23 protein-coding genes and 1 pseudogene are annotated in these 22,792 nt (G+C 72.5%); 15 read left to right on the top strand and 9 right to left on the bottom strand.

Translation table 11 applies throughout. From position 1 onward, the window contains the following. Nucleotides 1-98: 98 nt before the first annotated feature. The 4 genes from ACF061_RS12295 to ACF061_RS12280 form a co-directional block, all read right to left on the bottom strand. Entirely contained in the window at nt 99-551 is a 453-nt protein-coding gene (locus ACF061_RS12295; RefSeq protein ID WP_392266778.1) for a hypothetical protein, read from the bottom strand. Nucleotides 552-669: 118 nt separating this feature from the next. Next, nucleotides 670-1,098, bottom strand: coding sequence for an ATP-binding protein (locus ACF061_RS12290; RefSeq protein ID WP_392266777.1), 429 nt, complete (start codon nt 1,096-1,098; stop codon nt 670-672). 870 nt (nt 1,099-1,968) lie between these two features. Then, nucleotides 1,969-2,757, bottom strand: coding sequence for an anti-sigma factor family protein (locus ACF061_RS12285; RefSeq protein ID WP_392266776.1), 789 nt, complete (start codon nt 2,755-2,757; stop codon nt 1,969-1,971). Nucleotides 2,758-2,782: 25 nt separating this feature from the next. Further along, complete coding sequence (locus tag ACF061_RS12280) at nt 2,783-3,385, bottom strand: sigma-70 family RNA polymerase sigma factor (RefSeq protein ID WP_392266775.1); 603 nt, start codon at nt 3,383-3,385, stop codon at nt 2,783-2,785. A 1,039-nt stretch (nt 3,386-4,424) separates the two neighbouring features. Between ACF061_RS12280 and ACF061_RS12275 the strand changes: the two genes are divergently transcribed. From ACF061_RS12275 to ACF061_RS12260, 4 genes are read left to right on the top strand one after another with little or no spacing between them, the layout of a single operon-like run. Beyond that, nucleotides 4,425-4,742, top strand: coding sequence for a plastocyanin/azurin family copper-binding protein (locus tag ACF061_RS12275; protein ID WP_392266774.1), 318 nt, complete (start codon nt 4,425-4,427; stop codon nt 4,740-4,742). Next, nucleotides 4,739-5,740 (top strand): metallophosphoesterase family protein, encoded by a 1,002-nt coding sequence (locus ACF061_RS12270; RefSeq protein WP_392266773.1) that lies wholly within the window; start codon nt 4,739-4,741, stop codon nt 5,738-5,740. The genes ACF061_RS12275 and ACF061_RS12270 overlap by 4 nt, the downstream gene beginning before the upstream one ends. Next, nucleotides 5,737-6,189: a hypothetical protein gene (locus ACF061_RS12265; protein WP_392266772.1), complete on the top strand. Its 453-nt coding sequence runs from the start codon at nt 5,737-5,739 to the stop codon at nt 6,187-6,189. The genes ACF061_RS12270 and ACF061_RS12265 overlap by 4 nt, the downstream gene beginning before the upstream one ends. Before the next feature lie 9 nt (nt 6,190-6,198). Continuing rightward, the gene (locus tag ACF061_RS12260; protein ID WP_392266771.1) at nt 6,199-6,471 is read left to right on the top strand and encodes a hypothetical protein; all 273 of its coding nucleotides are present in this window, start codon (nt 6,199-6,201) and stop codon (nt 6,469-6,471) included. A 144-nt stretch (nt 6,472-6,615) separates the two neighbouring features. Here the strand turns inward: ACF061_RS12260 and ACF061_RS12255 are convergent. From ACF061_RS12255 to ACF061_RS12245, 3 genes and pseudogenes are all read right to left on the bottom strand, one after another. Next, nucleotides 6,616-6,829 (bottom strand): annotated as a pseudogene (locus tag ACF061_RS12255) (GNAT family N-acetyltransferase); the annotation flags it as partial. Between the two features lie 82 nt (nt 6,830-6,911). Then, nucleotides 6,912-7,916, bottom strand: a complete 1,005-nt coding sequence (locus tag ACF061_RS12250) for an amidohydrolase family protein (protein ID WP_392266770.1) — start codon at nt 7,914-7,916, stop codon at nt 6,912-6,914. A 69-nt stretch (nt 7,917-7,985) separates the two neighbouring features. Beyond that, complete coding sequence (locus tag ACF061_RS12245) at nt 7,986-9,710, bottom strand: FAD-dependent oxidoreductase (RefSeq protein WP_392266769.1); 1,725 nt, start codon at nt 9,708-9,710, stop codon at nt 7,986-7,988. A 224-nt stretch (nt 9,711-9,934) separates the two neighbouring features. Between ACF061_RS12245 and ACF061_RS12240 the strand changes: the two genes are divergently transcribed. The 3 genes from ACF061_RS12240 (at nt 9,935) to ACF061_RS12230 (ending at nt 13,509) form a co-directional block, all read left to right on the top strand. Next, nucleotides 9,935-11,203 carry a cytochrome P450 gene (locus ACF061_RS12240; RefSeq protein ID WP_392266768.1) on the top strand — a complete coding sequence of 423 codons (1,269 nt, stop codon included), beginning with the start codon at nt 9,935-9,937 and terminating at the stop codon, nt 11,201-11,203. Nucleotides 11,204-11,837: 634 nt separating this feature from the next. Next, the gene (locus ACF061_RS12235) at nt 11,838-12,383 is read left to right on the top strand and encodes an EF-hand domain-containing protein (protein WP_392266767.1); all 546 of its coding nucleotides are present in this window, start codon (nt 11,838-11,840) and stop codon (nt 12,381-12,383) included. Nucleotides 12,384-12,837: 454 nt separating this feature from the next. Then, nucleotides 12,838-13,509 (top strand): hypothetical protein, encoded by a 672-nt coding sequence (locus tag ACF061_RS12230; RefSeq protein WP_392266766.1) that lies wholly within the window; start codon nt 12,838-12,840, stop codon nt 13,507-13,509. Between the two features lie 249 nt (nt 13,510-13,758). Here the strand turns inward: ACF061_RS12230 and ACF061_RS12225 are convergent, their stop codons facing one another. Together ACF061_RS12225 and ACF061_RS12220 are read right to left on the bottom strand one after the other, a co-directional pair. Then, nucleotides 13,759-15,345 carry a multicopper oxidase family protein gene (locus ACF061_RS12225; protein ID WP_392266765.1) on the bottom strand — a complete coding sequence of 529 codons (1,587 nt, stop codon included), beginning with the start codon at nt 15,343-15,345 and terminating at the stop codon, nt 13,759-13,761. Next, the gene (locus tag ACF061_RS12220; RefSeq protein WP_392266764.1) at nt 15,342-15,752 is read right to left on the bottom strand and encodes a hypothetical protein; all 411 of its coding nucleotides are present in this window, start codon (nt 15,750-15,752) and stop codon (nt 15,342-15,344) included. Before ACF061_RS12220 ends, ACF061_RS12225 begins: the two co-directional genes overlap by 4 nt. A 68-nt stretch (nt 15,753-15,820) precedes the next feature. Between ACF061_RS12220 and ACF061_RS12215 the strand changes: the two genes are divergently transcribed. The 8 genes from ACF061_RS12215 to ACF061_RS12180 all read left to right on the top strand — a co-directional run bounded on the left by ACF061_RS12215 (nt 15,821) and on the right by ACF061_RS12180 (nt 22,723). Next, nucleotides 15,821-16,276 (top strand): MarR family winged helix-turn-helix transcriptional regulator, encoded by a 456-nt coding sequence (locus ACF061_RS12215; RefSeq protein WP_392266763.1) that lies wholly within the window; start codon nt 15,821-15,823, stop codon nt 16,274-16,276. A gap of 260 nt (nt 16,277-16,536) precedes the next feature. Next, nucleotides 16,537-16,959 carry a hypothetical protein gene (locus ACF061_RS12210; RefSeq protein WP_392266762.1) on the top strand — a complete coding sequence of 141 codons (423 nt, stop codon included), beginning with the start codon at nt 16,537-16,539 and terminating at the stop codon, nt 16,957-16,959. A gap of 447 nt (nt 16,960-17,406) precedes the next feature. After that, the gene (locus ACF061_RS12205) at nt 17,407-18,078 is read left to right on the top strand and encodes a TetR/AcrR family transcriptional regulator (RefSeq protein WP_392266761.1); all 672 of its coding nucleotides are present in this window, start codon (nt 17,407-17,409) and stop codon (nt 18,076-18,078) included. A 7-nt stretch (nt 18,079-18,085) separates the two neighbouring features. After that, a complete protein-coding gene (locus ACF061_RS12200; protein ID WP_392266760.1) occupies nt 18,086-18,865 on the top strand; it encodes an SDR family NAD(P)-dependent oxidoreductase in 780 nt (259 codons plus the stop codon). A gap of 24 nt (nt 18,866-18,889) precedes the next feature. Continuing rightward, nucleotides 18,890-19,930, top strand: a complete 1,041-nt coding sequence (locus ACF061_RS12195; protein ID WP_392266759.1) for an NAD(P)-dependent alcohol dehydrogenase — start codon at nt 18,890-18,892, stop codon at nt 19,928-19,930. Nucleotides 19,931-20,565: 635 nt separating this feature from the next. Then, nucleotides 20,566-20,907: a YciI family protein gene (locus ACF061_RS12190; RefSeq protein WP_392266758.1), complete on the top strand. Its 342-nt coding sequence runs from the start codon at nt 20,566-20,568 to the stop codon at nt 20,905-20,907. 22 nt (nt 20,908-20,929) lie between these two features. After that, nucleotides 20,930-22,150 carry an RNA polymerase sigma factor gene (locus tag ACF061_RS12185; protein ID WP_392266757.1) on the top strand — a complete coding sequence of 407 codons (1,221 nt, stop codon included), beginning with the start codon at nt 20,930-20,932 and terminating at the stop codon, nt 22,148-22,150. 96 nt (nt 22,151-22,246) lie between these two features. Continuing rightward, entirely contained in the window at nt 22,247-22,723 is a 477-nt protein-coding gene (locus ACF061_RS12180) for a hypothetical protein (protein ID WP_392266756.1), read from the top strand. Nucleotides 22,724-22,792: the final 69 nt, after the last annotated feature.

Genomic DNA, 22,792 nt, shown 5'->3' with positions numbered 1-22,792 from the left:
GGTGCGATGCGCACACATGACGGTCAGGTGTGGGAGGCGGGGGGAGTGGAGCGGGCCGGCTGCCGCGGGGGCCTGCCGGGTGCCGATGTTCTCGCGGGTCATGTGTCCTTCTCCTCGTCGGGTCGGGGCCGATTCGGGTTCCGGTGCGCCCCGGCAGCCGTCCAGGCGGCGTACTCCTGGCGGACGTAGGGGCGGTGGCCGGGGGCGGGGGTGATCACGTCGGGATGTCGCGGACCGGCCACCAGGTAGGGATGGCGGCGGTCGTGCAGGACGAGTTGTTCGGCGGTCTCCGCGGCGGCGGCGACCGGGCCGGGGCCGGGGGAGTCGAAGGCCATCCGGTCCATGAGGGCGGCCCGGCGCAGCAGCCAGGCGCGTTCGGCGGCCGTCGCGTCGACCTGGGGACCGGCGACGGGCCTGGCCTGGCGGCCGTCGCGCTCGGCCCCGAGAGCGAGCACCTGGTGCATCTCGCGGCGCAGGTCCGGCGCATTCGCGTACGCCTGGTGCGGGGGCGGGGCACCGATGCCCTCGTCGCGGTGGGGGGTGACGTCCATGTTCACACCTCCGTCGGTTGGCGGGAGTCGGCGCCGCGGCCGTCTGCGGTGATCCGTCGCCGTGCCGCGGTGCCGGCCCTGGCGAGTGGCCGCGGTTCGTGCGCGACGGCCGGCCCGGTCATGGCGAGCACCTCAGGCAGGCGCGGACTTCGCGGCCGCCGTGTGTCTGGTGGGCCTCGGTCGACTGGGCGAGGTACTGGACGATGCCGGTGCCGCGGCCGTGTTCGTCGGAGGCGATGTCGGGGCGGGGGCGCTCCACCGCCATGCCGGAGTCGGTGACCACGATGTGCAGGGTGCCGTCGTCGAGGACGAGCCGCAGGGTCATGCGTTCGCGCCCGTACTGGGCGGCGTTGGCGGCGAGTTCGTCGACGATGAGAACGGCGGAGTCCCGCTCGCTCGCGGGCACGTTCCAGGCTTCCAACAGGTCGGCCGTGAAGTGACGGGTGGCGGAGACGTGCGCCTCCTGCGCGGGCAGGGTGAGCAGCGCCTCGTGGCGGCAGGGCCGGCCGAGCGGTGCACTCGGGCGGGGGGAGTCGGTCACGAACATGGTCTTCTGGCTCTTCTGTGGATGTGCGGAGACCGGAAAGGGGAGACCACCAGCAACTTTCGGGTTGTCGGTAGGCCGGGTCCTGCATGGGCGCGCTCATTCGGTTCCACGGGCGACGCACGCTGAACGGTTCGAGTTCTTCGCCCCTTTTTGTGACTTCTCGCGGGTCACGTCGGTGCCGCCGACCCGGCCGGGCCGCTCGCCCCCGCGCCGGAGCCCGATGCCGTACCCGGGCGGACCGGGCGCCGGCAGGTGGTTCCCTCGCCCGTGGTCGTCCGGACGGCTCCGCGGGAGCGTCGTGCCGAACTCGACGATCGTCCCCGCCCGGGTCTCGGCTCGGTCGCGGTTTGCGGCGTGCGGACACCCTGGACGGTCTTCCCAGGTCAGCTCGGACCTCGGTGGAGACACGAGCCGAGGTCGCCGGCCGCTCGGCGCACCGCGCCGTCGCCCCCCGGACGGCCATCGCCTCGATCAGCCCGGCCGTACAGGTGACCTTCTCCGGTCGGTGGCAGCCGCTTCGGCCACGATCCGCCTCCGCGCGTGGCGCCGATCGGCCCCTCGGCCACGCGGGTGCCGGTGGCCGGCCTCCGAGGCCGCCGCGCTCGTCCGCCGGGCGGCGCTGCCGGACGATCTCGCCGACTGCGGAGCCGTACGGCATGGGGGCGTCGGTCGGTGGCGGTGGTCACGAGTGTGGCCGCGCAGGCGGTGTCACGGACGCGCGTCCCCCGACGGCCCTCGGCTGGGCGTCCCGTGTGCGCTTTCCCCCGGTCCGGTCCACCGGCCTTGAGGCGGCTCACCTCTCGTCGACTGCCCGGCCCCCACCCGACTTTCCGTGCCGCCGTGCGCTCGCATCCGGCGGCCGTCGCCGTGTCACGCCCGGACGGTGACCAGCTTCTGGCCGTTGTCCGCGAGGATCTCGAAGTGCTTGATGGCCCCCGGGGCCATGGCGACCGCTCCCGGAATCGTGGTGCCGGGAGGGTACTGGCCCGCCCGCCAGGTGGCGCCGTCCGCCCTGGCTCCGCCGGGCCCGACCGCCTGCAACCGGCAGGTCATTCCGGCGGGCGCCCCCTTGGCGGAGACCTGTAGGACACTGCCCCAGGCAGAGGGCGAGACCTTCACCGAGGCGGAGACGCCGGTGGAGGGATCGCTTCCGGAGAAGGTGCGCCAGGCCACGGGCGCGCTCGGCGCGGGCGGCGTCGCCACGCTGCCCACGGTGCCGACGGCGGCCAGCCATGTGCCGCCGGCCGCTGCCGCGACGAACGCCAGCGAGGCGGCCGCACCGGCCAGTTGCAGACGCCAGGTCCTGCGGCGCCGGGTCGCGGCCTGCTGGAGCAGTCTCTCCAGCACACCACCCTCCGGTGCCCGCGGTACCGCGGGCACGGTGGGCCGTTCGGGAGAGACGCCCCGCGCGCTCTCGCCTGCCCGTGCCACCAGCCGGTCGGCCAGGTCCCCGTCGGCCGACGGCACCGTCTGGCCCGAGGCCTCCGCCGGGGTCACGGTCGCCAGCAGCGCGGGCAGTCCCGTCAGCTGGGCGTGTTCGGCCCGGCACTCGGCGCATTGCGCGAGGTGGGCGCGGACCCGCTCCGCTTCCGCCGGAGGAAGCATGTCCAGGACGTATGCTCCCAGCGCCAGCCGGAGGTCGTCGTGCTCCGCACTCATGGTCGCCGCCTCCCGCACACCACGGTCATGGTTCGATCCCCCGTTCCCGCAGCGCCAGGCGCAGGGCGTGCAGGGCGTAGTACGTCCGAGACTTCACGGTGCCCAGCGGGATGCCCAGCACCCGTGCCGCCTCCGTCATGGTCCGGCCCCGGTAGTAGGTCTCCAGCAGGACGGCGCGGTGGTCCGGGGACAGCGACCGGACGGCGTCGGCGACCGCCCAGCTCCGCAGTGCCTGATCGATCTCGTCCTCGCCCGTCCTCTGCTCGGCGGCCCGCTCCAGCGCCTCGCCGCCGACCTCGGCCGGCCTGGCCTGCCGGGCCCGGTGGGCATCGATGACCAGGTGCCGGGCGACCGTGCACAGCCATGCCCGGGCCGGGCCGCGTGCGGGGTCGAACGCGGCGGGATGCTGCCACGCCCGCAGCAGGGTCTCCTGCACCACATCCTCCGCCCATTGCCAGTCTCCCGAAGTCAGTCGCAGCACGTAGTGGAACAGGGCTCCCGCGTGCTCCGCGTACAGGGTGCGCAGCAGTTCCTCGTCCGCGGTGGAGAGGGTCCCTCTACCAGAGACACGGTCCGCGGAGCCATCCGGATTGGTCCGCGGGCCACGTTTTCGGGAACTCCAGGGCATGAGCCGATCATCGCGCACATGTACCGCTTTGTCCTGTAACACACGGAAGGGTGCGGGCGCGGCTCTGCGAGCGTCGTGTCACGGCACTCCCGCCGGGTCCTGTGGCACCGCCGGGGCCAAGCGTGCGCGACGCCCGGACCGGCCGCTGATCCGCGGCGACGCCAGGCGGCGCCGAGAAATCTCACAAAAAGGGCATACCCGCCGAACCGTGGAGCCCCCGCCGTCCGTGGAGCCGGACAAGAGCCGACTCACGCGCGATTCCTCACCGATTCCCCAGGAGACACCATGAGACAGGACGTGTCCGAGGTGACCGGGACACGCCGTGCGACGGACGCGGAACCGGCGCCGTCCACGCTCACCCCGCCCCCTCCTCGCGCCGCAGCCGTCGCCACCGAGCGGCCCCGGTCCGTGCCCGGGCCGCACCACGGCGACGGCTCCGCGCGCACAGCGATCGAGGGCCGCCCGACCACCGGGAGGGGACGCCACCCGGCCCGGCACGCACACCACCCGGCCCGGCACGCACACCACCCCCGGGGGCGCCGCCGGCCCGACCCGAGTCACTCGCGGCTTTCCCCGGAGGGGAACTGCCGCCCGCCGTGCGCACCTTCGCGGCGCGCGAGGGCGGATGCGCGGTGCGGGGCGCGTCGGGGCGAGCGGCCGGCACGGGGCGGCACCCATGCCCGTTCGCCGGCCGGTGCGGAGCACGCGCCCCCGAACACCGCACCCATCACACCTTCCCGCGGACGCGTGCGCCGAGCCGGCGCGGTCACCGTCTCCGCCTGATCGAAGAGGAACGGACACCATGCACCTGAACCTTCGCACACCGGGCCGACGATCACGCGCTGCGGCCGGGCTGGCCGTCGCCGGCGTCGCCACCGCGGGCGCGCTCGGACTCCTCAGCGCATGCGGCCAGTCGTCGCACTCATCGGCCACCGGAGCCGGCGCCATCACACCTGGTCCGGGTCAGCACCAGATGGCGGGGATGCCCGGCGCCACGCGGCCGGGGAACGCGACGGGCCCCGCTCCCGGAGCCTCGCCCATGCCCAGCATGACCATGCCCATGAGCCCGTCGCACACGGGCGCGCCGGCCGCGCCGGTGGCCGGCGACGCGGTGGCGATCAAGAACTTCGCGTTCTCCCCGGCCGCCCTGAAGGTCAAGGTGGGCACGACGGTGACGTGGACCAATCAGGACACCGACGCCCACACCGTCACCAGCGCCGGATCGGGCGGTCCGCTGCGTTCGGCCGCCCTGGCCACCCACGCCACCTACCGCTACACGTTCACCAAGCCCGGCGCCTATGCCTACCTCTGCACCATCCATCCGTTCATGACCGCCACCGTGGAGGTGACCCGATGACCGACCACTGGGACAATCACGATGGAGCACCGGCCGACGACGCCGGTCGACCCGATTCCGAGAACGACATGACGCGGCGTCAGCTCATGCGTCACGCGGCCTGGTTCGGCGGCGCCGTGGTACTGACCGTGGCCAGTGGCGAGGTGATCAGCCATATCGCCGACTCCCGGGAGAGCGGCGCCGGGAGCGTCGCACCGGCCGCCGCCGCGGAAAGCGGGGCGCTGCGGTTCGTGCAGGTCTCCGACAGCCACATCGGGTTCCAGGGCCCGGCCAACATGGATGTGGCCGGCTCGTTCACCGAAGCGATCAACCAGGTCAACGCCCTGGGATTCAGGCCCGACTTCGTGATGCACAGCGGAGACCTGACCCACCTGTCCACGGCGGGGCAGTTCGACCAGGTCAGGCAGATGATGACCGGTATGAGGACGGACCGCGTCTTCACCGTGCCGGGCGAGCACGACTCCATCGGCGACGCGGGCCGCGCCTACCGGCGGACCTTCGGCACGGGAACGCTGGGCGACGGCTGGTACAGCTTCGACACCCACGGCGTGCACTTCATCGCCCTGGTCAACACCCTGAGCCTGGAGAAGCTCGGCCACCTCGGCAACGCCCAGATCGACTTCGTCCGCAAGGACACCGCCGGACTGCCGTCGGACACCCCCATCGTGGTCTTCAGCCACATCCCGCTGTTCGCCATGTACCCGCGGTGGGGCTGGAGCACCGACGACGCCCTCAAGGTCATCGCCCTCCTGCGCCGCTTCTCCTCCGTCACCTGTCTCAACGGGCACGTCCACCAGCTCTTCACCAAGACGGAGGGCAACATCACCTTCCACTCCGCCACCACCACCGCCTACCCCCTGCCCAAACCGGGCCGCGCTCCCGCCCCCACCCCGCAGGTCGTCCCTGCCCGGCAGCTCAAGGAGGCGCTCGGCATCCGCAGCGTCGGCTACCGCCAGGGCGACCGCGAACTGGCCATCAAGGACCAGAGGCTGCCATGAACACCCGAAGACTCCTCGTCCCCGCCCTGCGGTGGGCGACCGCGGCGACCCTCGCCGCCGGCGGATACATACACGCCCGGCTCTACATCGACGAGTACCGCTTCATCCACATCATCGGTCCCCTGTTCCTGCTCCAGGCCGGCGCTTCCTTCGCCCTCGCCGCCCTGCTGCTGATCGGGACACCACCCCTGCTGCTGAGGATCGGCGCGGCAGGCGTCGCGCTCGGCGCGCTCGGCGGCTTCACCGCTTCGCGCACCGTAGGAGTGTTCGGATTCACCGAGCACGGTCTGCAGCCCGCGCCACAGGCCCTGCTCAGCCTCCTCGCCGAAACCGGCACGCTGCTGCTCCTCGCCCTCTGGCAGGTGACCGTGACCGGACGACGACCCCGCGCTGTCCGACCGCCGGTCAGGACGCCCGCTTGGGCGACCACCCGCACACCACCCGACTAGGGAACCCCCATGTACCTGGAACCACGCCCGGGAATCGCCTGGCCGAGCCCGCAGCTGCGCGAACTGAAGGACGCCGTACGCGCCCTGCTCGGCCTGGACGACGACACCGCCGTCATGATCCGCCAACTCGTCTGTGGCGAGGTCGGCCACCCACCGCTGGAGACCGTCGTCGAGGTGCTGCCCATGGACGGCGGGTCCCACCGCTGGAGGCTCCACCGTCCCGCGGAGCAGATCACCGAGATCGAGCTTCGGGCCGCCCTGCTCCACCACCGGCCGAGCTGACCGGAAACCGACCTGACCGCCCACGCGCCCCGGGAACCGCGCGGCGGACGGCTCGCGGGCACCGCGCCGACCGGGGCCGTCGGCGAGATCGCGGACGCCCTGTCACACAACGTGACGCTCCGAGATGCGGTGTCCGCGCCTGGCTGTCGAGGAGGAAGGCATGGGATCCGCCGTCCCGGACGACGTTGACGAAGCCGATCAGCAAGCCGTCTTCCCATGCGCAGACCCAGCCGAGGCTGTGGCGCCGCAGTCGTTCTCGCCAGTCGGTCCGGGCGATCGGGTGTCCGAAGCCGTCGGCGTGCAGCGCGTTGAGGGAGACGTTGTCGAAGTCCCCCTGCCAGTCGTACCTGATCGTCACGTCCCGATGGTAAGTCCGTACCGGGCCCGCGGGCCTGATGCCGACCGGATCACGCGGTGGCGAGAACCCGCTCGCGGACGGCTCAAGCCGGTGCGAGGGCCGGTAGCAGGCGGAGCGCGTTGTCCCGGTTGATGCCGCGGAGCTGATGGTCGGTGATGGCCGGGTCGCTGTCCAGGGCCGGTGCCGCGACGTCGGAGACGATGTGGGCGGGGGTGGGCGGCCAGTCGGTGCCGTAGAGGATCCGGGCGGGGTCGACCGTGGACATGAGGGTGGGGGTCGAGGACGGGGACATGGGGCCCGCCGTGTCGTAGTAGAAGCGGTGCAGGTAGTCGCGTACGCGGGACGGTTCGACCTCGGGGGTGAGGTGGTTGCCGAAGAGCTCCAGTCGAGTGGCCATGTAGGGGAGGAAGCCGCCGCCGTGCGGAAGGACGAAGGTGAGGTCGGGGTAGCGGTCCAGGGTCCCGTTGAGGATGAGGTTGATCGCCGCGCGGGTCGTGTCCATGAGGAAGTCGCACATGAACGGCGGCAGGCCCGGGACCCCCGCCCCGTCGGCGTTGCCGCCGGGCACGTCCATCGGATGCGTGCTGATCACCGCGGAGCGGTCGTTCAGCTCGGCGAGGAGGCGCTCGTGGGAGGGGTCGCCGAGATAGACGCCGCCCGCGCTGGTGCGCGTGCTCACTCCGGCGGCGCCGAGATCGTCGAGGCCGTACTTCAGCGACCAGCTCGACAGGTCGAGGTCGTCGAGGAAGACCGGCGTGAAGAAGGAGAAGCGGCCGGGATGGCTTTCGGCGACCTCGGCCGCCGCCTCCAGCGCGACCCGTGCGCTCTCCTCGCGCTTGCCGCGCTCCTGGATGCGGCCGAGCATGGCCACGGTCATGACGGTGGTGCGGATCCCCGTACGGTCCATGAGGGCGAGCGCGGAGTCGAGGTCCCAGCGGGTCCACCAGGGCAGCTTGTCGCGCCGGACCAGGCCCTGTGCCTCGGCCCAGTCGAGCCAGGAGGGTGCGGTGAAGTGGTGGTGGACGTCCACGCGGGAGGTTCGGGCGTCGTCGGCCGGGCCGGACGTCGAGGTGTGGGGTGATATCATCACGGGCTCTTTCTTCGTTCAAAAGCAGCGTTCGAGCTTTGTTCGGAAGCGGTGTTCGAGGTGGGGTGTTCAGACGCGCCCGTCCGGTGCCGCCGCCAGCGGCCGCTCCGTCGCGCTCGTCCGCCGCGGCTCGGCCACGGCGTTCGGTGGCGTCTCGCGGCGAAGCAGCGTCATCAGCGTCTCCGTGAGGGCCCGTTCCGGGTCCGGGACGAGCCTGGGGGACCGCCATGCCACGAAACCGTCGGGGCGGACCAGGACGGCACCGGACTCCGTGGTGCCGTGCGGCACCGTCCAGTCGGCCCCGTCCTCGGGGGCCAGGTCGTGGTCCGCGCCGACGACGTAGCCTTCCACCGGGATGCCCAGGTGCGCGGTGACACCGCGGGCCGCGGTGCGCCAGGCCTCGCCCCCGGGGCCGGTGAGGACGACGAAGGACCGTTCGTAGAGGTCCAGGGTGGAGATCCGCCGGCCGTCCCGGGTGGTCACCCACATGTGGGGGGCCCGGCTCCCGGGGACGCCGCCCAGTTGGAACCGCTCGGGCACGATCGGGGCGTCCGGGTCGGTGCCGACCACGGCGCCCGACGGGTAGCGGTAGCACAGGGCGACCGTCAGCGCGTCGGCCGGATCGTCCTTGCGCTTCTTCGGGGTGTACCCCGGGTGCTGTTCCTCTCCCGCCTGGAACAGGGCGCGGGCGGTCGTCGCGAGCGCGACCGGCCGGCGTTCCGTCTGGTAGGTGTCGAGCAGGCCCGGTCCGGCCCAGCCGCGCAGGACGGCCGCGATCTTCCAGGCGAGGTTGTGGGCGTCCTGGATACCGGTGTTGGAACCGAAGGCGCCGGTCGGAGGCATCTCGTGCGCCGAGTCACCGGCCAGGAAGACCCGGCCCTCGCCGTAGCTGTCGGCCACGCGGTCCGCCGCGTGCCAGGGGGCCTTGCCGGTGACCTCGACGTCGAGGTCGGGGACGCCCGCCGCGGCGCGGATGTGGGCCACGATGCGCGCGTCGGTGAAGGCGTCCAGCCCCTCGCCGCGGTCCGGGGCCCAGGGGGCGTGGAAGACCCACCGCTCGCGGTTGTCCACCGGCAGCAGGGCGCCCTCGCCGGCGGGATCGGTGATGTAGCAGACGACGAAGCGCCTGTCGCCCACCACGTCCTTCAGCCTCTTGCTGCGGAACGTGATGCTCACGTTGTGGAACAGCGCGCCCGGACCCGACTGCGTGATGCCCAGCCGCTCACGCACCGGACTGCGGGGCCCGTCGGCGGCCACGAGGTACTGGGCGTGGATGACGCGCGTCTCGCCGCTGTCGCGGTTCCTCACCTCCGCGTGCACCCCTTCGGCGTCCTGGGTGAAGGAGACCAGCTCGGTGCCGAACCGGATGTCGCCGCCGAGGGCGCGGGCCTCGCGCAGGAGAACGGGCTCGAGGTCGTTCTGACTGCACAGGCACCAGCCGGACGAGGTGATCCGCGACAGGGGCGTGTCCTTGCCGAGGGGCGTGTCCGTGTCGATGGCCTTGACGATCCACCGACGGTCGCCGGCGCAGAGCGTGCTCACCTGGAGGACGCCGTCGTTTCCGGACAGGGCGCCCGCCGCGGCGCGGATGCCCTGCTCGACGCCCGCGGTCCGGAACAGCTCCATGGTGCGCAGGTTGTTCCCACGGCCGCGGGGGTGGGTGGACGTCGCGGCGTGGCGCTCGACGAGCAGGTGCTCGACGCCGAGGCGGCCGAGAAAGACTGACGTGGACAGGCCCACCAAGGAACCGCCTACCACCAGAACTGGTACGGATTCCACGGCTCGTCTGCTCATCGGCTGATCCCCTAACATCTGTCGTCAACATCTGTCGTCCCGGACCGAGAGCCTCGAAACCGCAAGGAACGGTGACTCGGGGCGTTTCCATTCGGCACCAACTCTTCGCCCGCTCCACGGGCTTCGCATCTCCTGTTGCTCCGATCGCGACGCCGCGTCCCGGCGGCGGCTCGGACGGGCTAAGGACGTTTGCTGGCGGCCGCCCGCCGGGAACCGTCGAGGCCATGACGCGAACACCCATGCAGACCGAACCCGGATCCGCGGACGCCGTGGCCGCCGCCTCCCGATGCACCCCCGACTTCCGCGCCGACCCGCATCCCGTGTACGCGGAGTTGAGGGAGACCGCACCGGTGTGCCCGCTGCAGCCGCCGCACGGCGTGGGGACCTATCTGATCACGCGCTACGACGACGCGCGCGCGGCGCTGTCCGACCCGCGGCTGAGCAAGGACATGTACGGCGCCCTCGACGCGTACCACCGCATCTTCGGCGACTCCTCCATCGCGCTCGACGACAACATGCTGTTCTCCGACCCGCCCAAGCACACCCGGCTCCGGCGGATCGTGCAGGGCGCCTTCACCCCGCGCCGCGTGGAGTCGCTGCGCCCGCGTATCCAGCAGGTCACCGAGGAACTGCTGGAGCGCTGCCCGACCGACGCGTCCGTCGACCTGCTCCCGAACTTCGCGTTCCCGCTGCCGCTCCAGGTCATCTGCGAACTCCTCGGCGTGCCGGAGGACGAGCGCGAGCGCGCCCACCAGTGGGCGGTGACCGTCGCGAGGACCGGGTTCGGCCCGGAGGCGAAGAAGGCCCTGGAGGAGGCCGAGGGGAAGCTGCGCGACCTCCTGGTCGATCTTGTGGCGCGCAAGCGCAGCGCTCCCGGCGACGACCTGATGAGCGCGCTCATCGCGGCCCAGGACCAGGACGGCGCCCTGACGGACCACGAGCTGGTCTCGACGGCGTGGGTGCTGTTCTTCGCGGGTCACAAGACCACCGCGTACCTCATCGGCAACGCCGTGTACCACCTGCTCTCGAAGCCGGACCAGCAGCGCGCGGCCCTCGCGAGCCCCGAGGCGCTGAAGCAGGCCGTCGAGGAACTGCTGCGCTACGAGGGGTCGGTGGAGAGCTCCACCTTCCGCCACGCCACCGAGGACATCCCGATGCGCGGGGTGGTGATCCCCAAGGGCTCCCTCGTCCAGATCGCCATCACCTCCGCGAACCGCGACCCGCGGGCGTACGCCGAACCCGACCGGCTCGACGTCACGCGCGCCGGAGGCCAGCCCCACCTGGCGTTCGGGCACGGCCCCCACTACTGCATCGGGGCGCCGCTGGCCCGTCTGGAGATGCACATCGCGCTCACCACGCTGTTCCGCAGGTATCCCGAGATCACGCTGGCCGTACCCCCGCACGAGGTGCGCTGGCTGACCGTGCCCTTCCCCGCGTTCCGCGGACTCGTCGAGCTGCCCGTGGCGCTCGACCCGGAGCGGATCGCCGACTGAGGGCGTCGCCGGCCGGACTCGTTCCGTGCGTGAGCCGACGGTGTTCCCGTGCCGTCCGGGAGACGGACGACCGGCCTCCCGAGGCGGCGGCCGACGAGCCGCCGTTCGTCCGTCGGCCGGCCGCGGACTCGGAGGCCGGGCCGCCCGCGGCAGCCGAGGCGATCCTGGCCGATCAGGACACCGACCGGGGCTCGGCGAGCAGTCGGCGAGCGCGCCTTCCGGCAGTGCGCTCGCCGTCTCCCCGGGCCTGCCCGCGCTCCGCCTTCGAGTCCGGCGGGTCACGGATCGAAGGGGCGGCGGGACGTGCGGCTCCGTGCGAGACGGACCGTGCTCGAACTGCTGGGACGACACGGACGGCACCATGAGCCACCGCGCGGACGACCCACGAGGCAACCGGCCGACCGCGTCGGCGGGGACGCCGTCAGGACCGGAGCCCGGCTCGCGCGAGGCACGACGAAGGTCCCGTCGGGATTCGTGTGTCACCCCTGCGGGTGAACCCATGCGGTCAAACGGGGCGCACGGGGCGCCGGGCACACGGGCGGGGCCTGGGCAGGCCCTTCCGCGCCACCGGGCGCCGTTGGGGCGCGGCCGATCGCGGGCAGGATCGCCCGGACCCCGACAGAAAGGGCCGACCGTGGCAAGTGAGTTCCAGCGGGACAAGCTCGTCGACATGTTCCGCGCGTTCGACGCCGACGACGACGGCTACCTCGACCAGCGCGACTTCCAGGCCCTCGCGGAACGCTGGAAGGGCCTGCCCCGGGTGCGACCGGGATCCGAACTGGCCGCACGGGTGGACACGATCATGCTGGGCTGGTGGGACAACCTCGCGGCCCACGTGGACACGGACAAGGACGGCAGGGTCGGCCTGGACGAGATCCTCGCCATGGTGGACCGGCTGCCCACGATGCGCGAGGTCGTCGCCGCGACCGCCGAGACCGTCTTCGACGCCGTCGACGAGAACGGCGACGGCCGTATCTCGCCCGCCGAGCACCGGCGGCTGGTCGACACGTGGCACGGCGAGAGCGTCGACGTCGCCGATGTCTTCGACCACCTCGACCAGGACGGGGACGGTTACCTCAGCCGCCCCGAGTTCACCGAGCTCTGGATCCAGTTCTGGATCAGCGACGACCCGGCCGAACCGGGCAACCAGCTGTGCGGCCCGGTGCCGACCAGGACCTGACGACCACGTCCGGACCTCACCGCAGGCCGGCATGCCGGGGCCCGCGCAGTCGGGGTGAGGAAACGGCATCACCTCGGCACGGTGCCCCGGCGGCCGGCCCGCGGCGCGGCCGCCCGACCGGCCTCGCCCCGGAGGGCGGGGCCCGCGTCGACGTCGGCCGGGTGGCCCAGCGGATCAGGTCGCAGACCGGCGACACCTCCGCCCGGGCCGGCGGGACCACCCGATCGAAGCGTGGCCCGGCGTCGACGAGTTCCTCGCGGTCCTGCGGCGGTTCGGTGCCAGCCGTTGGTTGTACCGGCGGAGGGACCGATTCGGTAACCGTCCGGCGCACGCTCGATCACGCCGCCTCCCCCCGCACGCCGCCCGCTCCGTCGCGGCAGGGAAGGATGGGCCCGCCATCCGACCTGCGGCCCGGGACGCGCTCCGTCCGGGCCTCGTACTTCAGAGGACACCCGTGACACACCACCGGACGGTCACCCTGATCCTGGCGCTCTCCGGACTGATGCTCTCGGCATGCGCCTCGGGCTCACCCGCGCGACCGAAAACCGGCCGGCAGGTGGTCCTCGACCGGCTGGCCGCAGCCGACGGCACCCCCTATTCGGCCGCGATCAGAGCCGTCACGCAGTCCGGATCCGAACGACTGCAACTCGTCGTCGGACGAATCAACCTCAACGCTCCCTTGACGGGGCGTACGACGGACAAGACCCAGCAGTACACCGAAGACGTCGTGATCACCCGGCAGAAGGTGTACCGGCGCGCGAGCGGCTCACACGGCACGTGGCAGCAGTTCCCCGCGTCGGCGGCCAAGGGCGGCATTCCCATCGACCGGCTCCCGCGGTACGCGCACCTCGTACTCGATCACGGCGGCTCCGTTCACCGAGGCGGCGAACCGGTCCGTGTGTCGGCCCGCCTCGCCCCCGAAGACGTCGAATCGGTCGACAGGACCGTCGGACGCAATCTGAGCCCCGCCACCGCGATCGACACGGACGTGTGGATCGACAAGGAGGGCCGAGTCGTGCGCGTACGCCAGGCCGTCCATTTCGCGTCCGGCCCCGACATGCGAAGCACGCTCACGCTCACCGGTTTCAAGAGCACCGTTGCGGTGAGCGCACCGGCCGCGAGGTGAACCTCGTCGAGGCTGCTTCCTCAGCCATGCCGGTGGAACCCGACACAGCGGGAGTGTGCCCCGGAAGCCTGCTCCCGCAGGCGCCGGGTGCCGCCCGTGCGTGAGCGAGCCGGTCTGGACGGCAGGGGTCGTCCGTGCAGGCGCGGGTACGAGGGGGAGCGCCCGTCGTCGCTTCCCGGGGTACGGCCGTGCTCCCGCGCCTTCGCCGCGTCGTCCGCCGTCGGTGTCGTACCGCCGGGACGGTCTGACTCATTCGGTGACGAAGTCGGCCATCATGGCCATGTCCTCGTGCTCGAGGTTGTGGCAGTGCAGCATGAACCGGCCCGGGTAGTCGGTGAAACGGGTGAGGATCTCCACGGATTCGGCGGGGCGCAGGTCCACGGTGTCCTTCCAGCCCGCGTCATAGGGGCCGGGGGAGCGGCCGTTGCGGGCGGTCACCTGGAAGTGGTCGAGGTGGACGTGGACCGGGTGGTGGAAGTCGGTGACGAACCGCCACAGCTCGGTGGTGCCGAGCCGGACGGTGGCCAGGGGCCTGCCGGGTTCGTAGGGGCGGCCGTTGATGGTCCAGCCGCCTGCTCCGGCCTGCCGCTGGAAGTGGAAGGTACGCGTCGTCGCGGCCCGCTCCGGCCGTGGGGTGGGTATCGTGGACAACCTGTCCGGTATGCGTGAGTCGTCGGCCGGTGGCCGGCCGGTGGAGATGTCGAAGCGCATGACGTTCGCGGTGCTGCCGCTGCCGAGCCGGTTCACCAGGCGCACCCGGGTGCCGGGCCGGTAGCGGGAGAAGTCGACGATCACGTCGAAGCGTTCGGCCGGGGCGATGTCCAGGGTGTCGTGCGCCAGTGGTCTTTCCAGCAGCCCGCCGTCGCCGCCGATCTGCACGAGACCGTCCCCGCCCGGCGGCGGGGGCTCGAGTGCCAGACGGTAGCGGCGGGCGTTGGAGGCGTTGAGCAGCCGGAGGCGGTAGCGCAGCCGCTGTGTCTCCAGCACGGGCCAGGGCGCCCCGTTGACCAGGAGGACGTCGCCGAGGACGCCGTCCATGTACGGGTCGGTGACACCCGGTGTGCGTTGTGCCGTGTCCAGCGCGGGGTAGCGGAAGGACCCGTCGGCGGCGAAGGCCCGGTCGGCGATCATCAAGGGGATGTCTCGTTCACGGCGGGGCAGGGGCAACGCCTCTTCCTCGTCGTCGTGGACGAGGTGGAAACCGGCGAGGCCGTGCCAGACGTTCGGGCCGGTGAAGCCCATGCGGTGGTCGTGGTACCAGAGGGTGGAGGCCCGCTGCTCCATCGGGTAGGTGTAGGTCCGTCCGACCGAGGCGTGGTCCCGTGCACCGCTGGCCTCCGGCATGCCCGGCATCCCCGCCATGCCGTCGGAGTGGTGGGCCGTGCCGTCGCGCGGCAGGATCAGGGCGGTCGGGTAGCCGTCGCTGCCGTCGGGGGTGTGGCCGCCGTGCAGGTGGACCACTGTTGGATGCGGCAGTTCGTTGCGGTGGCGTACCACCGTTCGGCGGCCGGAACGGGAGACCAGGGTCGGCCCGGGGAAGGTGCCGCCGTACGTCCAGGCCGTGGTCTCGAGCCCGGCGAGGATCCGCAGGCGCGCCGGCTTCTGGACGATCTCGTACACGTCCGTGGTGTCGCCGGGGCGCGTCGGCGTGAGGACCGGCGGGACGGGCAGTGGTACCGCGTACGGCTGCGGCAGGGGTGTCTGGCTGCGCAGCAGCAGCCCGGGCTGACCCGGCGTCAGTGACCCTCCCGCCAGGGCCCAACCGCCCGCGGTGAGCGCGCTGCCGCCCAGGGCGGTGGCGGCGAGCAGACGACGTCTGGTGATGCCCCCGGTCATGCGCTCTCCCCACGGGCACGGTCCGGGCCCGCCGCCGGGCGCCAGGCCCAGACGAGCATGAGGAAGGTGCAGGCGATGATCGCCACTCCCAGCGGGATGTGAGCGGCGAGCGTGCGGTCGTAGCCCATGGTGATCTGTCCCGCCTCTGCGGCGAAGAGCGCGATGCCGGCCAGGGCGGGCCAGCCCGGCCCGCCGCCGGGCCGCCACAGCAGCAGCGCGGCCACGATCTGGGCCACTGCGGTCAGTCCGGTGGCCGTGGCGTTGAGGGCATGGAGGTCGAGGGCGCGGTAATGGCCGGACAGGAAGCTGCCGGCCAGTACGGCCTGCCCGAGCGCGAGGGCGGCCTCACAGGTCACCGACGCCCGGAAGAGCGCGAGGGCCCAGGGGCGGACGATCGAATTAGGCATGGGCGAGATAGTGCCACATGGAACTGTCTCAATGGAACCAATCTCGGCTTGCCCTATGCTGGGCGGTGATGAACGCGCCCGACTCCCCTTCCTCCGCACTCGGCACCGGCCCTGCCCGCATCGGCCCACTGCTGCGTCTCGCCCAACGCCGTGCCGCGCGGACGTTCACCGAGGCGCTGCGCCCACTGGGCATCGAGGGCCGGCACTACGGAGTCCTGCTCAATCTCGGCAAGCACGGACCGCTCAGCCAGCGACAACTCATCGATCTCACCGGCAGCGACAAGTCCGCCATGGTGCGCACGGTCGACGACCTGGAGGCTCGCGGCCTGGCCGTGCGGCGGCCGTCCCCTGCCGACCGGCGCGCCTACGCGGTGGAGATGACCGACGAGGGCAGGGCGCTCTTCGCCGACGCCGCACGGATCGGTGACGAGGTGGGCGCCCGGCTCCTCGCCTGCCTGGAGAGCGATGACCAGAGGCTGCTGTGCGTCCTCCTGGAACGCTTCGTCGCGGCCCCGGGAGACTAGCGCCGACAGGACCCCGTCGGGGTCCGTCCCGTTCCGGACGTCGTGCGTAACCCGCATCCTTCACTGCCGGACGACCGGCCGGCCGGCCGTGCAGCGCCGAAACCGGCTCGCTCGGTCATGTCCCGCACCAGCGCCGTGAGTTCCGGTCGGCCGTCCGGTCGTCCGGTCGTCCGGCCGTACCGCCCTGCCCGGCAGGGCGTCGGCGGCTCCTGCCATAGTCGGATCAAGCGAACGCACGGGTGGTCGGGAAGGAGCGGGCGATGGGTGAACGGTCTCGCCGGGGTTCTCTCTCGGGTGCCGAGGCCGAGGCCATGGCTCACTACCGGGAGGCGCGTCGCAAGGGCCGGCCGCCCCGCGAGTTGCGGACCGTGAACGGTGCGAGGATCCGCTCCAAGGCCGAACGCGGGTGGAAGGGCGCCCGGTTCCGCTGGGTGATCGTGGGCGCTGGCACGCTGTGCTGCCTGGCGGGCGTCGCCGTGCTGGTGGTGGCGGCGGCATGGGCGCCGGCGCCACGGGTGGTCCTGAGCGGTGTCTACTTCGTCGGGCTGGGTGTGGCCGTCGTGACCGGCCACCCTGTGTCCGTGTTCCTCGCCCGTCGGCGGTGGGCGGCCCGGGCGACCGTGGTGGAGCAACGGGAAGCCGGTGACGGCGAGGTTCCGGACGGGCCCCGGTCAGGCGCGTAGCCGCGGTCACCGGGGCCACGACTACGACAAGTGCCGCCGCCTGCTGAGGAGACGCGGCGGCAAGCCCCCGATCGCGCGGTGCGGATCTTCGCGGGGCTCGCGGTCGCAGGAGTGTCCCTGACCCCCGGCGCCGACCCGACGCCCGGTCCGACACGCGTCCGAGGTGACACCCGGCCCGTGCCCCGACACGCGCCTGCCCCGACACGCGCCTGCCCCGACACGCGCCTGCCCCGACACGCGCCTGCCCCGACACGCGCCTGCCCCGACACGCGCCTGCCCCGGCACGCGCCCTGGCTCCGACACGGACCCGCCGTCCCGAACACACCGGGACCGGCGGGTCCGTCGCATGCCCTGGCGTCGGAGCGCCGCTCCCACTGACGTCCCAGCGGGACAAGAGTCCCGAGGGGACAGGTGTCCCATTGGGACATGACCGGGTATCGTGAAGCCATGAAGGCGACGGAGCCCCTCACCACGACGACGGAGGACCGGCGGCAGCGCAAGGCGCGGAAGACGCGTGACGCGCTGGCCACCGCCGCGGTCGATCTGATACTCGAACGCGGTCTCGCCGCCACCACCGTGGAGGCCATCGCGGAGCGGGCCGATGTGACACGCCGGACCTTCAGCCGGCATTTCGCCGGTAAGGAGGACGCGGCCCTCGACTTCGTCCGCGGTGACGGCGACCGCATCAACGCCATGCTGCGTGCGCGCCCCGCCGCCGAACCTCCCCTGCTGGCCTACCGCAGGGCCGTACGCGACTGGCTCGCCGACCGGGAGAACCCGGCCTGGCACATCCGGCCCCGGATGCGCCGGCTGCTGGCCCTGGTGGACGGCGAACCCGCCCTGTTCGCCGCCTACGAACGCATCCGGGTCGACGCCCAGGAGGAGTCGATCCGCATCATCGCCGAACGGCTCGACACCGACGAGGTACGGGACGTACGCCCCGCCGTCGTGGTCGACGCCGCCGCCGGAGTCCTCACCGCCGCGCTGCGCCTGTGGGCGCGGGGCGCGTCGGGCGAGGACCCCGCCGCCGCAGACCTCGCCGCCCTGGTGGAGCAGGCCTACGACGCCCTGACCTCGGAGGCCGCCGCAGCGGCCGCCGACCCCGATAGCGAAGAGTGAAGGCACCATGAGCACCACCCCGAACACCGACTACGCGACCGAGTTCGCCGGTCGTACCGCCCTCGTGACCGGTTCCGCCTCCGGCATAGGCCTGGCCACCGCCCGCCGGCTGGGCGCCGGCGGCGCCGACGTCGTGATAGCCGACTACAACGAGGAGGGCGCCGAGAAGGCCGCCGCCGAACTGAAGGCCGAGGGCGTCAAGGCCGCCGCGGTCCGGCTGGACGTCACCGACCCCGAGTCCGTCGCCGCCGCCGTCGCCTTCGCCGTCGACACCTTCGGCGGCCTCGACCTGGCCGTGAACAACGCCGGTATCGGCGGACCGAGCGCGCCCACCGGCGAGTACGACATCGAGGCGTACGGCCGCGTGGTGCGCACCAACCTCGACGGCGTCTTCTACTCCCTGCGGTACGAGTTGCCCGCCATCGAGGCCACCGGCAACGGCGGTGCGATCGTCAACGTCGCCTCCATCCTGGGCTCGGTCGGCTTCGCCGGTTCCGCCGCCTATGTCGCCGCCAAGCACGGCGTGGTCGGTCTGACCAAGACCGCCGCCTCCGAGTACGCGGCCAGGAACATCCGCATCAACTCGGTCGGCCCCGGCTTCATCGAGACCCCGCTGCTCCAGGGCATGGACAAGGCCGCGTACGACGGCCTGGTCGGGCTGCACCCGGCCGGCCGCCTCGGCCGCTCCGAGGAGGTCGCGGAGCTGGTCGTGTTCCTGCTGTCCGACCGCGCCTCGTTCGTGGCCGGCGGCTACCACCTCGTCGACGGCGCCTACACCGCCCTCTGAGCCCCGGGAAAGGAGCCACGCATCATGAAGGCACTGCAGTACCGCACCATCGGCGCCGCCCCCGAGGTCGTCACCGTCCCCGACCCCGAGCCCGGTCCCGGACAGGTCCTGCTGAAGGTCACCGCGGCGGGCGTCTGCCACTCCGACATCGCGGTGATGAGCTGGCCCGCCGAGAACTTCCCCTACCCGCTGCCGCTGACCCTCGGCCACGAGGGCGTGGGCACCGTCGCCGCCCTGGGCGCCGGCGTCACCGGGCTCAGCGAAGGGGAAGCCGTCGCCGTCTACGGTCCCTGGGGCTGCGGCACCTGCGCCAAGTGCGCGGAGGGCAAGGAGAACTACTGCCCGCGCGCCGCCGAGCTGGGCATCATGCCGCCCGGCCTCGGCTCCCCCGGCTCGATGGCCGAGTACATGATCGTCGACGACCCCCGGCACCTGGTGCCGCTGGAGGGCCTGGACCCGGTGGCGGCCGTGCCGTTGACCGACGCCGGTCTGACGCCGTACCACGCGATCAAGCGGTCGCTGCCCAAGCTGGTCGCCGGCTCCACCGCCGTCGTCATCGGTACCGGCGGTCTCGGCCACGTCGCCATCCAGTTGCTGCGCGCCATGACCCCGGCCCGGGTCATCGCCCTGGACGTCACCGAGGACAAGCTCGAACTGGCCCGCGCCGTCGGCGCCCACGAGGCCGTCCTCTCCGACGCCCAGGCCGCCGGCAAGGTCCGTGACCTCACCGCCGGCGACGGCGCGCAGGCGGTCTTCGACTTCGTCGGCGTCGAGCCCACCGTCCGCACCGCCGCCGCCGTGGCCGGTGTCGAGGCGGACGTCACCATCGTCGGCATCGGCGGCGCCGCGCTGCCCGTCGGCTTCGGCCTGCTGCCCTTCGAGGTCTCGGTCACCGCCCCCTACTGGGGCACCCGCGCCGAGCTGATCGAGGTGCTCGCGCTGGCCCGTTCGGGTGCCGTGTCGGTGCACACCGAGACGTTCTCCCTGGACGACGCCCCGCTCGCCTACGAGCGGCTGCACGCCGGCACCGTCAACGGCCGCGCGGTGATCCTGCCCCACGGCTGATCCGCCGCCGCGCCCCGGCCGGGCCACCGCATCCTCACCCGCGGTGGCCCGGCGGCCGCATGCCCGCCGGAGAAGCGGCTCACGACCGCGGCGCGGGCGGAATCCGGTCGCCCCGCAGACGGCCTGCCGTCCAGCCGTGCGGCGCACCGACCCGTCCGGCTGCGACGCCGTCCTCGTCCCCGAACCGGGTGCCACCGCACGGTCGGCGCACCAAGAAAGCACCACCGACGAAGGCAGCGAGGCGACCCGGAACGCCGAAACGCGGCCCGGTCCACTGCCCGGAGCGGACGAGCGGGGCGCGCCGCCCGCCCCAGGTGCCCGGCGCCGAGGAGTCCCGGAACGCGGGTGAGGACGGCGGGCGCAGCGCGGCGCCTGGGCTACCGGCCCCGCGGCGATGACTTCACGCGAGCCTGTAGTAGAACGGCATGCCCGTTCGTCATCCATCCGACGAACGGGAAAGGAGACCGCTCATGGACGTCGGCACTCGTGCCGGGCAGCGACCGCGCCGGCCGGCCGGACGCCGCGCGAGCGGGTCCACCGCCCACGACCACCGTGCCGGTGGTCCTGTCGGTACGGTGACCGGCCCGGCCACCGGACTCCCACACGCTGCCGGTACCCGCGAACGGAGCAAGGCGATGAAGTACCTGATGTTGGTGTGCACGGACCCGGACCACACTCCCGGGCAGGACGACGGCGCCCCGGATGTCGAGGACTGGGTCGAGGAGATGGACGGCAGGGGGATCCGGCTGATGGGCAACCGCACCCGGCCGGCGAGCGACGCCACGACGGTTCGCGTCCGTGACCGTGAGGTGCTGCTCACCGACGGCCCCTACGCGGAGACCAAGGACCTGATGGCCGGCTTCGACGTCCTCGACTGCGCCGACCTCGATGAAGCCATCGAGGTCGCGTCCAAGCACCCGATGGCGTGGCGAGGGGTGATCGAGCTGCGGCCGTTCTGGCCCGACCAGGACGCGTGAGAGCACCTGACGGAGAGGGTCGGTGGAATCCCAGGTGAAGGACCGCATCGCCGGGATCTACGCCGACGGGTGGAGCCGGATCGTGGCGACCATGATCCGGTTCACCGGCGGCGACTGGGACCTGGCCGAGGAGTGCGCGCAGGACGCGTTCACGCAGGCACTACGGAAGTGGCCGGAATCAGGCGTACCGAACCAACCACTGGCCTGGCTGACCACCGCCGCACGCAACCGCGCCGTCGACCGGATGCGCCGTGCGACGACCGAGGCGGCGAAGCTGCGAGAGGTGGCGGCGATGGAACCGGAACAGGCACCGTCGTACGCGAGCGACAGCGACATCCCGGACGAGCGCCTTGAGCTGATGTTCACATGCTGCCATCCGGCGCTGAATCTCCACGCTCAGGTGGCGCTGACCCTGCGGAGCCTGACCGGCATGAGCACGGCCGAGATCGCGCGTGCGTTCCTGGTGACGGAACGCACCATGGGCCAACGCCTCTTCCGGGCCAGACAGAGGGTCGCCCACGCGGGCATCCCGTTCCGCGTGCCACCGGCGCACCTGCTGCCGGAACGCCTCCCCGCCGTCCTCCACGTGCTCTATCTGCTGTTCAACGACGGATACGGAGACCCGCACAAGGCCCGGCTGGCCCAGGAGGCCATCCGTCTCGCCCGTGTGCTCGCCGCGTTGATGCCCGACGAACCCGAAGCGCACGGCATGCTCGCGCTGATGTTGCTGCACGACGCCAGGCGACCCGCGCGCATCGACGCGTGCGGCGATCTGGTCACCCTCGAGGAGCAGGACCGCTCGCTGTGGGACCGGGCTCGGATCGCGGAGGGCCTCACGATCCTGGAGGGAACGCTGCGACGGCGCAGGGCCGGACCGTTCCAGATCCAGGCAGCCATCGCCGCATGTCACGCCACCGCCCCGGCGGCGGCGCAGACCGACTGGCCGCAGATCGCCGGTCTGTACGCGCAACTCGCCCTGGTGGCACCGAGCGCCGTCGTCGACCTGAACCACGCCGTCGCGATCGGCATGGCGCAAGGCCCCCAGGCGGCGCTGCCACTGATCGACGCGATCACCGAGACCGGGCATCTGAAGGGGTACCACCTGCTGCATGCGGCACATGCCGAACTGCTGCGCCGCGCCGGCCGTGCGGCCGAAGCCCGTGACAGCTATCGGGCGGCCCTCGACCTCGCGCCCACCGAGGCCGAGCGCCGCCACCTCCGCAAGCGGCTGAGAACCCTGTGACGGCGGCCGTCCATTCCGCGTCCGGGACGAGGGGATCGAGGAAGGCGCGGGGGAGCGGATCGCCTCGGCGGGGCGTCGCCGCTCTCCCTCGACGCGATGGCCGAGCGGGTGGGCGTGGGCGGTCCGGCGCTCCACACCTGCGAGGGTTGGCCCATGGCCGTCGTCCTCATACCGATCCTCCTCCCCCTCCTGGCCGCAGTGTGGTTCTGGAGCCGTCCGCTGCTCTCGGGGACGTGGCTGCGCAGCCCCGCCTGGTTCACCTGGAGCGCGGTGCTCCTCCTGCTGGGAGCCGGCGTCACCTACCTCATCGGCTCCCTCGCCGGGGCGTCGCTGGACCCGGAGGAGGCATGCCACCGAGCGGGCGAGACCTACGACCGGTCCTACCGCGGGGCGAACCCGGAGGAGTACACGCGGTGGTTCCCGCTGCACGACAAGTGTCACGCGGGGTACGACCTGGTACCGGCCTGGGTGAACCCGACCCTGGTCGTGCTCCCGGCCCTGGCGCTCCTCTGCCTGGCCGGCGTCGTGTACCTGGCCGCCGACCGACGCCGTACCGGGAAGGGCGTGTTGTGAGAGATCCGACCGCGAGGACGCGCCCACTGTCCGTCGGCCGACGGCACCTCGGGGCAGGCGTCGGCCGTC

Source organism: Streptomyces sp. NPDC015220, from assembly GCF_043079345.1.
In the GTDB taxonomy this organism is placed as follows: domain Bacteria; phylum Actinomycetota; class Actinomycetes; order Streptomycetales; family Streptomycetaceae; genus Streptomyces.
This window is presented reverse-complemented; position numbering and strand designations above follow the sequence as displayed.